The sequence below is a fragment of the Corynebacterium sp. NML120713 genome (assembly GCF_001875735.1).
Taxonomy (GTDB): Bacteria; Actinomycetota; Actinomycetes; order Mycobacteriales; family Mycobacteriaceae; genus Corynebacterium; species Corynebacterium pseudogenitalium.
Genome location: NZ_MLCR01000022.1, coordinates 48,820 through 59,644 on the forward strand (window position 1 = coordinate 48,820; position 10,825 = coordinate 59,644).

Annotated in this window: 12 protein-coding genes and 1 tRNA gene; 10 read left to right on the forward strand and 3 right to left on the reverse strand. The window is 61.0% G+C overall.

Annotated elements, in window-relative coordinates:
• Nucleotides 1–80 precede the first annotated feature (80 nt).
• From BJP06_RS10385 to BJP06_RS11980, 5 genes are all read left to right on the forward strand, one after another.
• Nucleotides 81–779: a response regulator transcription factor gene (locus BJP06_RS10385; protein ID WP_070362825.1), complete on the forward strand. Its 699-nt coding sequence runs from the start codon at nt 81–83 to the stop codon at nt 777–779.
• Nucleotides 776–2,359 (forward strand): HAMP domain-containing sensor histidine kinase, encoded by a 1,584-nt coding sequence (locus BJP06_RS10390; protein WP_071573787.1) that lies wholly within the window; start codon nt 776–778, stop codon nt 2,357–2,359. The genes BJP06_RS10385 and BJP06_RS10390 overlap by 4 nt, the downstream gene beginning before the upstream one ends.
• 83 nt (nt 2,360–2,442) lie before the next feature.
• On the forward strand, nt 2,443–3,651 hold the full coding sequence (locus tag BJP06_RS10395; RefSeq protein WP_083433282.1) for a S1C family serine protease: 1,209 nt from the start codon (nt 2,443–2,445) through the stop codon (nt 3,649–3,651).
• Between the two features lie 64 nt (nt 3,652–3,715).
• Nucleotides 3,716–4,285, forward strand: a complete 570-nt coding sequence (locus BJP06_RS10400; RefSeq protein ID WP_070362823.1) for a molybdenum cofactor biosynthesis protein B — start codon at nt 3,716–3,718, stop codon at nt 4,283–4,285.
• 48 nt (nt 4,286–4,333) lie between these two features.
• Nucleotides 4,334–4,519, forward strand: a complete 186-nt coding sequence (locus tag BJP06_RS11980; protein ID WP_141742264.1) for a hypothetical protein — start codon at nt 4,334–4,336, stop codon at nt 4,517–4,519.
• 5 nt (nt 4,520–4,524) lie between these two features.
• Here BJP06_RS11980 and mscL read toward each other — a convergent pair whose 3' ends face one another.
• From mscL to BJP06_RS10420, 3 genes are read right to left on the reverse strand one after another with little or no spacing between them, the layout of a single operon-like run.
• Complete coding sequence (gene mscL, locus BJP06_RS10410; RefSeq protein ID WP_070362822.1) at nt 4,525–4,929, reverse strand: large-conductance mechanosensitive channel protein MscL; 405 nt, start codon at nt 4,927–4,929, stop codon at nt 4,525–4,527.
• A gap of 53 nt (nt 4,930–4,982) precedes the next feature.
• Nucleotides 4,983–5,588: an SAF domain-containing protein gene (locus BJP06_RS10415; protein WP_070362821.1), complete on the reverse strand. Its 606-nt coding sequence runs from the start codon at nt 5,586–5,588 to the stop codon at nt 4,983–4,985.
• A 35-nt stretch (nt 5,589–5,623) separates the two neighbouring features.
• Complete coding sequence (locus BJP06_RS10420) at nt 5,624–6,199, reverse strand: 5-formyltetrahydrofolate cyclo-ligase (protein WP_070479252.1); 576 nt, start codon at nt 6,197–6,199, stop codon at nt 5,624–5,626.
• A gap of 64 nt (nt 6,200–6,263) precedes the next feature.
• On the opposite strand from BJP06_RS10420, the gene BJP06_RS10425 reads away from it, so the two are divergent.
• From BJP06_RS10425 to BJP06_RS10445, 5 genes are all read left to right on the forward strand, one after another.
• Nucleotides 6,264–7,235: a UTP--glucose-1-phosphate uridylyltransferase gene (locus BJP06_RS10425; RefSeq protein ID WP_070362819.1), complete on the forward strand. Its 972-nt coding sequence runs from the start codon at nt 6,264–6,266 to the stop codon at nt 7,233–7,235.
• A 26-nt stretch (nt 7,236–7,261) separates the two neighbouring features.
• Entirely contained in the window at nt 7,262–8,563 is a 1,302-nt protein-coding gene (glp, locus tag BJP06_RS10430) for a gephyrin-like molybdotransferase Glp (protein WP_071573788.1), read from the forward strand.
• Nucleotides 8,564–8,638: 75 nt separating this feature from the next.
• Complete coding sequence (locus tag BJP06_RS10435) at nt 8,639–9,232, forward strand: GNAT family N-acetyltransferase (RefSeq protein WP_369822283.1); 594 nt, start codon at nt 8,639–8,641, stop codon at nt 9,230–9,232.
• Between the two features lie 94 nt (nt 9,233–9,326).
• On the forward strand, nt 9,327–10,496 hold the full coding sequence (gene glpR, locus BJP06_RS10440) for a gephyrin-like molybdotransferase receptor GlpR (protein ID WP_071573789.1): 1,170 nt from the start codon (nt 9,327–9,329) through the stop codon (nt 10,494–10,496).
• 63 nt (nt 10,497–10,559) lie between these two features.
• Nucleotides 10,560–10,632, forward strand: a tRNA-Ala gene (locus BJP06_RS10445).
• Nucleotides 10,633–10,825 lie beyond the last annotated feature (193 nt).

The following is a 10,825-nucleotide window of genomic DNA, read 5'->3' on the forward strand; positions in this document are numbered from 1 at the left end:
GCCGGGCCCAACGGGCCCGGCTTTTTCATGTATCTGACAGTCCGGTGTTAAAAGTCTCTCAGATAGGCAATAATGGGCGTATGAAGATTCTTGTTGCCGATGATGAGCAAGCCGTTCGTGAATCCCTGCGGCGTTCCCTTCGCTTCAACGGGTATGATGTACTGCTTGCTTCTGACGGCGAGGAGGCGCTCGATGTCATCCGTGACGAACAGCCCGATCTGACGATTCTGGACGTGATGATGCCGAAGATCGATGGGCTCGACGTGTGCCGCACATTGCGCTCCTCGGGATACGACCGTCCTGTGTTGATGCTGACAGCGCGAGATGGTGTCGCGGACCGTGTAGCGGGCTTGGATGCCGGCGCTGATGACTACCTGCCGAAGCCTTTCGCGCTTGAGGAGCTGTTGGCACGCGTACGCTCGCTGCTGCGCCGCGCTCAGGCTGACGCCATCCAGTCGCAGTCTGCTCCGAAAACAAAGTACGAGTTTGAGGACTTGTCTGTAGAGACCGATACTCGTGACGTCTTCCGCGGCGACCGCGCTATTTCCTTGACCCGTACCGAGTTCGCGCTCCTTCTCGTTTTGATTGAGAACCCGCGCAAGGTGCTGTCGCGCCAGCAGATTCTTGAAGAGGTGTGGGGATACGACTTCCCGACGTCCGGCAACGCCTTGGAGGTCTACATCGGGTACCTCCGTAAGAAGACTGAGGCGGGCGGGGAGCCTCGCCTGATCCATACAGTCCGTGGGGTTGGCTACGTGCTTCGGGAGACCGCACTGTGATTTTGCGCCAGTCGGCGGATCACTTTGAGCGCACTACGGGCATGTCCCTTGAGGGGGTGGATCGCCAAGTGTCGGCAGCCGAGCAAGATCAGGAACCCCCGCGTCCGAACCTGCCGACGATCCTGTTCGATACCTATATTCGTGGTGCGTACCTCGGGTCGGAGATGACGCTTCGCCAGCAGCTCGCGGTGCTGACCGGCGTGCTCGTGGCCCTTACGATTTTGGTCACGGCATCGGTGAGTTACTGGGCGTCGTCGACGTCGATTATCGGCATGATGGACAACGATCTGCGCACACAGGGCGCGATGCTCGCGTACGACTCGCAGGAAATGTCCAGCGATGAGGAGCTGGCGGCTGAGGTCGAGACGTTTCGACGCCGCAACCCTCACATCCTCGCCACGGCTTCACGCGCGGAGTCGAACCGGTTCGTGGGAGATGAAATTCCCGTGGGTGGGGACTTTGCGCGAATGAACTACGGAGCGGACGTCTCCGCACGCACCCTGCACGGTAACCGTGTGTTGGTTACAAGGCTGGATGATGGGACAGTCGTGGCCCTGTCGAAGGCGGTCGACCCGACGCGTCAGCTGCAGCGCAGTATTGCCGCGGCGCTGTTGGTGCTGCTCAGCTTGGGCTGGATAGTGTCGACGCTGGTGGCGTTCCTGGTTTCGAGTTCCGGTATGCGCCCGCTGCGTAAATTGCACCTTGCGCTGAAGGAAGTGACCAGGACGAAGGAGCTGAAGCCGCTTCCGGTGCAGGGCCATGATGAGATGGCGCGTATTACGAACGCGTTTAATGACATGATGGCTTCGCTGCAGGATTCGCGCACCAGGCAGGCACAGCTTGTTGCCGACGCCGGCCACGAGCTGAAAACGCCGCTGACCTCCATGCGCACCAACATTGAGCTGCTCATGATGATGTACTCCGCTGATCGGCAGGATCAGATTAGTGCGGAGGACCGCGCCGATCTTGAGCGGGATGTGCTGGCGCAGATGACAGAAATGTCGACGCTTATCGGAGACCTGGTGGATCTCGCGCGGGAGGATTCCTCGAACGTTGAGTTTGAGGAGATCCGCCTGGATGTGATCCTGGAGGAGGCCGTGCGCCGTGTTGAGCGTCGTCGGCCTGACGTTACGTTCCAGTTCAACGCTGACCCGTGGCTGATTATGGGTGATCGATTCGCGATGGGCCGCGCTCCGCTAAACCTGATCGACAACGCGGCCAAGTGGTCGCCAGAAGGCGGAACGGTAAGGATTTCGTTGAAGGCGGCGAAAAAGTACGCTGTGTTGGTTGTCGACGATTCCGGCCCGGGCATTGCTCCGGAGGAGCGTGAGCGGGTTTTTGAGCGCTTCTACCGTTCGGCGGAGTCGCGTTCGATGCCGGGTTCGGGCTTGGGGCTTGCGATCGTCAAGCAGGTGATGGACCGGCATGGTGCCCGGATCTTCGTGGAGGAGTCGGATGACCACGGGGCGCGCTTCCGTGTGGTCTTCCCGGGGAAGGCTCCGGATGCTGATGAGGATTTTTATCTGGAAGAAGAAGGCATCGAAATTCCGCGATTGCCGAACAAATCCCAGCTCAGCTAACACAGTGAACATTCAGGAAACATTGCGAGAGAACGAGTTTACTTTTTAGTGCTACCACAGTGGCGTCGTGCATACTACTGCACATGACGAACCCGTATTCACCACAATCAAATACGCCACAACAAAACCCGTACGAGGCCTCCTATCCACAGGAGGCCTCCCCGGAAACCGCATTCGTGCAGTCTGCACCGCAGCAAAAGCAGCAGCGTGGGCTGGGGGCGGCTACAGTGGCGTGCTCCGTAGTGCTTTCGCTGTTGGCCGGCGCCGGCGCCGGGTACGCAGTCGTCGCTGCGAACGATAACGGCGAACAGCAGCACTACAACGCACTTGAGAACCCGAGCCTCGCATCGCCAGAGACTGCGCCTGATGGCTCCGTTGAGCAGGTTGCGGCCGCAGTGCTGCCTTCGGTTGTATCCATCACTGTGGCGACGCCGAATGGTATCGCGGAAGGGTCGGGGTCGATTATTTCCTCCGACGGCTACATTTTGACGAACCACCACGTGATCGGCGCTGCGGCGACCGAACGGTCCGAGATTCAGGTGGTGTTCAACGACGGTTCGAAGCACTCGGCTACGTTTGTAGCGTCGGACGTCAACACTGATATTGGCGTGCTGAAGGTTGATGGCGTCGAAAATCTCCCTGTGCTTGACTTCGGCAACTCGGACGAGCTGAAGGTTGGCCAGCAGGTTGTCGCAGTTGGTTCCCCACTTGGGCTCTCGGCGACGGTAACCAGTGGCATCATCTCCGCGAAGAACCGCCCGGTGCGTGCGGCCCAGGGCGGTGGGGAGAGCTCGTTGATGGACGGGCTGCAGACAGACGCTGCGATTAACCCTGGTAACTCGGGTGGTCCGCTCGTGGATATGCAGGGGCACCTGATCGGGATGAACTCGGCTATTGCTTCGCTCTCGGCGGGCGGCTTTGGTGGCGAGCAGTCGTCGGGCTCGATTGGTCTCGGGTTCGCGATTCCGTCGAATTTTGCCAAGCGTGTCGCGCAGCAGCTCATTGAAACCGGCAAGGCGTCGCAGCCGATGTTGGGCGTCCGCGTTTCGATTCGCGGCACTCGTATCGACGGCGCCGTGGTCGCCGGAGTTGAGCCTGGTAGTCCAGCAGAAAAGGCCGGTATCCGAGAAGGTGATGTGATTACCAAGCTGGACGGTCGGCTGATTGACTCAGCGGATGCGTTGATTGCGGCGACGCGGTCGAAGGACTTCGGGCAGGTCGTTCAGCTTGAAGTCTTGCGGGAGGGAGAAGAAGCTCCTCATTCCGTAGATGTAACCCTGAGCAACGGGTAAGTTTTGAAGCAAACAATGAAAATGAAACTGTGCGATTTCGCAACGACACGACAGGAGACCTGGCATGCCAACGACAGAAGTATTGCTTGACACGGTTGGGGAGCCCGACGAAGCATCGCTGAAGGCCGCAGAGCTCGCCGAGCAGACTCCGACGCCTCCTGCGGCCATCGCAGTGCTGGTTGGGGACCGCCGATACAGCTCAGAAGGGGATACCACGGGTGACATGCTCGTCGAGTTGCTCAGCGAGTTCGGGTTTACCGTTGACGCGGTGGTGCACGTCAATTCGAGCGAGGCGGAGATCCGCAAAGCGATCGAAACCGGTGTCGTTGGTGGGGTTGACCTGGTGCTGACCGTCGGTGGCACTGGCGTCGGGCCACGTGATACGGCGCCAGAGGCGACGAAGGCCGTGATCGACAAGAACGTGCCCGGTGTAGCACAGGCGGTTCGTTCGTCGGGCCAGGCGTGTGGAGCGGTGGATGCCTGCACGTCGCGCGGTGTGTGTGGCGTCTCTGGTTCGACCGTCGTGGTAAACCTCGCCGCAAGCCGCCAAGCGATACGCGACGGCGTATCGACGATCGCACCACTAGTCCAGCACCTGATCGGCGAGCTGAATACCTACTCCGTACAGGCGTAATCAGGAACGATGGCGAGCATGAAAAAGCCGCGCCACCAGCGGAGGCGCGTGGAGCGACGGTCGGAAGCAGAATACGACCGTAGTCCTGAACGCACGCAACTATTTGGTGACGCGGCTTCTGGGCGGACGGGCTATGATGCCGGGCGCAGCGTCGATATCGACGGCGACGGCGAGCCAGAACTCACAGGCAAAGCCTTTTATGAGTACGAGCGACCACCCCATTACGGAGAATAGCAGTACTACTGCTGCGCGGGCTTCTCGGAGAGCAGGTCGCGGATTTCGGTGAGCAGCTCGGTCTCGGTCGGAGCCGGGGCGTCTGGCTGGATGCCGCGCTTATGCTTCTGCATCTCGTCGAGCTTGTTCATCGGAGCGACGATCACGAAGTAGACGACTGCCGCGATCAGCAGGAAGTTAATCGCTGCAGTGATCAGCGCGCCGAAGTCGAGGAAGGTTGCGTCGTTGCCGGAAATGATGTGGAAGCCAAGGCCGGAGTAATCAGCGCCACCGACGGAAGCGATCAGCGGGTTGATGATGTTGTCGGAGAAAGCGGTAACAACTGCGGTGAACGCAGCACCAATAACAACACCGACTGCGAGGTCAATAACGTTGCCGCGCAGAATAAAGTTCTTAAAGCCCTCAAGCATTAGGGTCTCCTTTGTAAGGTTTGGATTTGGACCTAAAAACTATAGGCAACAAACTATCGTGTGGTCAATACAACTGTTAACGGGTCCGTCAGTGATGCGGCCGCAACGTTGGCTGCATCGACACTGCGCAGCAGTACTAGGATTGACCCCTCCTCGTTCGTCGTGACCACCCTTCCGCCACGCGCAATAACTCGCGGGCCTGGCGCGACCACGTCTACGCCGGCGCCGTGATGCAGCATCGGGATGAGTTCCGGTTCCGCGAGCGTGACCGGAACCATGGTGAAGTCGTGCGGGTCGTCATCGCTTTCGATCAGCGAAGCTTTAAGGTCCGGTCCGACAAGACGGGTGTTGGTAACTACTTCGTTCGCGGATGCACCAGCCGCGAGGACCTGTCCGACGGCGAGGTCTGTACTGCCCAAGGCGTTCGCGGGAACAACAGAGGGCGGCAGCCTGCGAAGCTCCACGTCCGCCGTGGTGAGCACTGTGCCGGCCTCAACGTCGCGGGCGAAGACAACAGCGGGTGGGTCGGCGGAGCGGGCGTCGAAAAGTATGCTTGCGCCTGCTACCAGCAGTAACACGACGGCGATCGTGCGGCGCACTGTGACGGTGCGGTGGTAGCCGGGCATGCGGAGGTCGCGAAGGAATGAGGCGGGCTTCATGCGTCTTTAGACGCGGGTGTGGCCCGGAAGGTTCCCTAGAGTTGGAAAAATCCGCGGTCTGTCACGATTGCATCGACGGGCACATCGTGAGGTTGCGCTGGCAGCGTGTCGACGACTTCTTCGTCAAACACCACCGCAACAATAGGGATGCGGTGGTCGCGGACCTGCTCAAGCGCCCGGTCGTAATAGCCGGCGCCCTTACCCAAACGTTGCCCGCGGCGGTCCACGGCGAGCGCCGGGATCACCAGCGCAGCGCAACCTTTGAGCACTTCGCTGGAGAACCGGGAACCGACTGGCTCCGCGATGCCAAGCGCGCCCGGCTGCTGTTCTTCGGTGCACGCGGCCCATTGCAGCACACCGCCAGGAAGCGAAATCGGCAGCCACACCGTTCTTGCGTGTTGGGCGAGCTGCAGCGGGTAGTCAGCGGCAGCGGGTTCCGTGCGCAGCGGGTGGTAGGCGCTGATTTCACTGCCCACGGCGCCGAAGTGATCGAGAGCCTCGAGCGTGTGCTGGAGAATGCTGGCGTCGCGTTGACGCTTTTCGTCGGGTTTGCTGGCGAGGTGGCGTCGAAAAGTAGTGTGTGCTTCGCGGATAGTTTGCTTGGTGTGCAAGTGGGGGAGCCTCCTCACGAGTCGGAAACGGTAGTCGGGCCATACAGAGGTAAAGTAGATCTTTATGCGGAAGTCTAATGAAGAAACCTCCCAGCAGCCTGCGTCGCGTGGCGTGAAGACCGTCGTGGTGCCGGCAGCTGGCATGGGTACACGGTTTTTGCCAGCTACGAAGACTGTTCCTAAGGAACTCCTGCCCGTGGTGGATACACCCGGTATCGAGCTGATTGCCGAGGAAGCGGCAGAGCTCGGCGCTCGCCGATTGGTGATCGTGACAGCTCCGGCAAAAGAAGAAATCATGCGCCACTTCGGCGAGTTCGAACTGCTGCGCGAGACCCTCGCGGCGCGCGGGAAAGACGACCAGGTGAAGAAGGTCGCCCGCGCCGCGGACCTTATTAATGCAGTCGCCGTGACGCAGGAGAAGCCGTTGGGCCTTGGCCACGCGGTGAGCTGTGCGGAATCTGCCCTCGACGAAAACGAGGACGTAGTTGCCGTCATGCTGCCAGATGACCTTGTGCTTCCTACCGGCGTGATGGAGAAAATGGTGCGCACCCGCGAGAAGCTCGGCGGCTCCGTGCTGTGTGCGTTCAACGTGACGCCGGAGGAAGTCTTTAACTACGGCGTGTTTGATGTCGAAGACGTCGACGAGACTATTGAGGGCGTCGAGGTCAAGCGCGTGAAGGGCATGGTGGAAAAGCCGGCCGTGGAAGACGCGCCGTCGACGCTCGTGGCTACCGGACGCTACCTGCTTGACCGGGCAATTTTTGATGCGCTGCGTCGCATCACGCCGGGCAAGGGCGGGGAGCTGCAACTGACCGATGCGATCGAGCTGATGATCCAGGAAGGTCATCCAGTGCACATCGTGGTGCACCACGGCAAGCGCCACGATTTGGGCAACCCGGGCGGCTACATTCCCGCTAATGTGGACTTTGGTTTGCACGACCCGAAGTACGGACCTGCACTGTACACGGCACTCAAGCAGATCATGAACGACTTTGAGGCCGAACACCCCGAACTCACGGGTGATGAACAACGCTAACGAAGGCGTAGAAAGAGGCGTGGCTGATGCGCGGTGTTGATGAGCAGCTTGCCATAATTGGCGACGCAATCCGGACCCCCGAGCCGATCCGAGTGGGGATCGACGACGCGCTGGGGCTGATGTGCGCCGAGGAAGTCGTAGCGACACGCGCGCTGCCCGGCTTTTCGCAAGCAGCCATTGACGGCTACGCCGTCCGCGCGGTCGACGTCGGGGGATCCGCAGGCCTGCGGGTGAAGCCGCGCCAGGCGGAAGAAGACGGCGAGCCGGAGCGCGATTCGCGCCCACGCACCAACGCCGATCGTGCTCTACCCGTGGTGGGGGAGGTTCCCGCCGGTTCCCAGAAGCCGTTGCGCCTGCAGCCACGCCAAGCGGTGCGGGTTGCAACAGGTGCCCCGCTTCCCACACTTGCCGACGCCGTGTTGCCACTGGAATGGAGCGACCGGGGCACCAAGCGGGTTACGCCGCAACGCCCAGTTGCAAGTGGCGAGTTCGTACGCAAGCCGGGGGCTGATATCCAGCCAGGCGACATCGCAGTGCGGCCCCGCACGGTCCTTGGACCTGCACAAATTGGGTTGCTGGCTGCCGCTGGGCGCACAAAAGTACTAGTGTATCCCCGGCCGAGGGTCACCGTGCTGAGCTTCGGCATGGAACTCGTTGACATCGAACGAGAGCCAGGCTTGGGCCAAGTTATCGACGTCGCCTCCTACGTCGTTTCCGCTGCCGCCGAAGAAGCGGGTGCAGATGTACACCGTGCCGGCATCATGAACGCTGAACCGCGGAAAATGCGGGAAATCCTGGCTGGCTACATTGGGCGCAGCGAGATGATAGTGATCACCGGCGCGGTTGGTGGTTCAGGCGCGCAGACACTCCAAGAAGTGCTGCATGACCTCGGGGAAATCGACACCACTCGAGTGGCCATGCACCCCGGGTCCGTCCAGGGTTTCGGCACGCTGGGTGAGGAACATGTGCCGGTCTTCCTGCTGCCGTCCAATCCGACGGCCGCGCTCGTGATCGCCGAAACCACCGTCCGCCCTGCGATCCGCCAAGCGCTGGGCAAGCAGTCTTGGCAGCGCCCAGTCGTTCGCGCACGCTCGATGCGGGCAATTACCTCGCAGCCAGGGCGGCGTGGTTACATCCGTGCACGTCTCATGCGGGACACGGAGACCGGCGACTACCTGGTTGAAGGGCTCGGCGGCGCCGGTGGCGAAACCTCCCACCTCTTCGCAGGCTTCGCGGAAGCCAACGCCATGATTCGCCTGCCGGAGTCCACCGTGGAGATCCGCCCAGGCGACGTGGTGGACGTCGAATTCCTCCAACAGCGGGGATAGACGTTGGGCCTGCTGCGAAGGATTGAAACTTGGCTGCACGGACCCACACCTGGTTGGCCCGAACGCACTCCGTTCGTGAGACTTCCTAGCGGGGAAACCGTCACGCTGCGGCCCCTACGCTTGCAGGATGGCGGGGAATGGTGCCGTACCCGCCTGCTTGACCAGCAGTGGTTGCAGCCAGTAGAACCAACGATCCATTCCACATGGGAAGCTGCTCACACCAAGAGCGCTTGGACGGGGCAGTGGACGATGCTCAAAGAAATGGCCGCAGATGGCACCGTCGTACCGATGGTGATAGAGGTCGACGGCCACTTCGCCGGCCAACTGACCCTCGGCGGCATTCAGCGCGGAACCGTCGACGAGTGCTGGATCGGCTACTGGGTGCACAGCCCGTATCAAGGGCGCGGCGTCGCGAGGGCCGCGTGCGCCTTGGGCGTTGACCACGCCTTTGCGCGGGTGGGCCTGCACCGCGTGACTGCGACGTACCTTCCAGACAACCCAGCAAGTGGCCACGTCCTGCAGACCGTAGGTTTCCGCGAAGAAGGATTCATGCGGGGAAACATTCATATCGACGGCCGCTGGCGCGACCACTACTTCGTCGCAATGACCGAAGATGACTACCCGACCACGGCCGTAGACAGACTGCGGCGTTCCGGCCGAATTCGATGACGCGGCCCCGGCGTGGCTCGGGCCGGAAGAGCGGATTGCTCGCTACCGTTAAAGGTCAGTTTCGAGGGTAGTTTTAGGAAGGTGGCTTCGCTGTATGGGTAGCCCGAGCTTGATCATTATCTTGATGATCGTCGTGTGGGTCATCGTGCTGGCACCACTCGTATTTGGCAACAACAAACCAATTCGCCGCTCCGGCGAAGGGTACGACGAAACGAGGGTCCTGCACACCGGTGGTACGGAACCCATGGAGGTTCGTCGCCGCCCACGCGTGACCGCTGCGGACGTGCACCTGCACGACGAAGACGCTGCGGACGTGGAATTCGTCGAAGCCGTCGAACACGAGCCAGCTGCCAGCGAAGTGCTCATCGATGACAGTGCGGTCATCCGAAACTTCTTCTCGAAGAACCAGGAAGACGCTGGCTCCGAAGAAGATACCGACTCAAACGTTATTGAGGGAGAGGTCATCGAAGCGGAGCCAGTCGAGGATGCGGCAGTTGAAGCAGAGTCCGCTGAGGCTGAGACTGAGTCCGCCGATGAAGTGGATGAGGCTTCAGACGATTCTTCAGACGACGCCGATGCGGTAGCACTCGAGACTGCGGAGGATCCGGAGGCCTCGGTAGCAGAAGCCGAAAGCATCCCCGACTCGTACTACTCCGCAGCTGACTTCGGATACGACACTGGCGTGACGGCAGAGATGGACGCCGAAGAGCTCACTGCCGAGGAAACCGAGGACGAGCAGGACGCTCCAGATGAAGAGGTCGCAGTCACCGACGAAGATCTCGCGTTTGCAGAGGCCCGCCGCGGCCGTGGCGGCTGGGACCCAGACCGTGCACGCCGGGCACGCGAAGACCGCTTTATGCGCCGTCAGCGCACCTTCCTGGGCCTCATCATCGCCTGCGTGGTCACGTTTGTGATCGCGTTCGTCGCAGGCGGCTGGACATGGATCCTGCCTGCGGCCTCCGTCGCCCTGACCACCTGGTTCATGGTTGTGCTGCGCAGCGTCGTCCGTCAGGAGCGTGCGCTGCATCGCCGCCGCATGCGCCAGCTGCGCCGCGCGCGCCTCGGCGTCGCCACTGCAGATTCGACGCACCCCAGGCAGGAGTGGCCGCGTCGATACGGAGAATCCGTAGCACTCGACCTTGACGACGCCCACCCCGACTTCACCGACCTCCCCGAAGCATCCTCCGCAATCTTCGAGGACCACACGGATTCCCCCCACTACCCATACGGCGAGGACGACAACCGCGCCCCACAGGCGAGCTAAATCGCCTGGGTAACCGGACGATTTAGCATCAGCGGAGAAGAGGAGTAACGTTTTCTCCAGCGAGGGGCTATAGCTCAGTTGGTAGAGCGTCGCGTTCGCAATGCGAAGGTCAGGGGTTCGATTCCCCTTAGCTCCACAGTTCCGTAAAACCCCAGGTCGTTGGTGGCCTGGGGTTTTGTTGTGTTTGTGCTGGCTCCAAATTCGGCTTAAGGGACATTTTGTGTGTTTTTACGGCGTGTCGCGATAAGGGACATTTTGTGTGTGTTTAGCTGCGTCCAGCCCACCCTTTTCTCACGCCTAAGCTGGGGTTCCACTGACCATCAATGCCG

What these genes read in the sequence shown, in the direction of transcription:
- glp (WP_071573788.1), top strand. Translation starts at nt 7,262, where the DNA reads ATGCGCGGTGTTGATGAGCAGCTTGCCATAATTGGCGACGCAATCCGG.
- BJP06_RS10385 (WP_070362825.1), top strand. Translation starts at nt 81, where the DNA reads ATGAAGATTCTTGTTGCCGATGATGAGCAAGCCGTTCGTGAATCCCTG.
- glpR (WP_071573789.1), top strand. Translation starts at nt 9,327, where the DNA reads ATGGGTAGCCCGAGCTTGATCATTATCTTGATGATCGTCGTGTGGGTC.
- mscL (WP_070362822.1), bottom strand. Translation starts at nt 4,929, where the DNA reads ATGCTTGAGGGCTTTAAGAACTTTATTCTGCGCGGCAACGTTATTGAC.
- BJP06_RS10400 (WP_070362823.1), top strand. Translation starts at nt 3,716, where the DNA reads ATGCCAACGACAGAAGTATTGCTTGACACGGTTGGGGAGCCCGACGAA.
- BJP06_RS10415 (WP_070362821.1), bottom strand. Translation starts at nt 5,588, where the DNA reads ATGAAGCCCGCCTCATTCCTTCGCGACCTCCGCATGCCCGGCTACCAC.
- BJP06_RS10425 (WP_070362819.1), top strand. Translation starts at nt 6,264, where the DNA reads ATGCGGAAGTCTAATGAAGAAACCTCCCAGCAGCCTGCGTCGCGTGGC.
- BJP06_RS10395 (WP_083433282.1), top strand. Translation starts at nt 2,443, where the DNA reads ATGACGAACCCGTATTCACCACAATCAAATACGCCACAACAAAACCCG.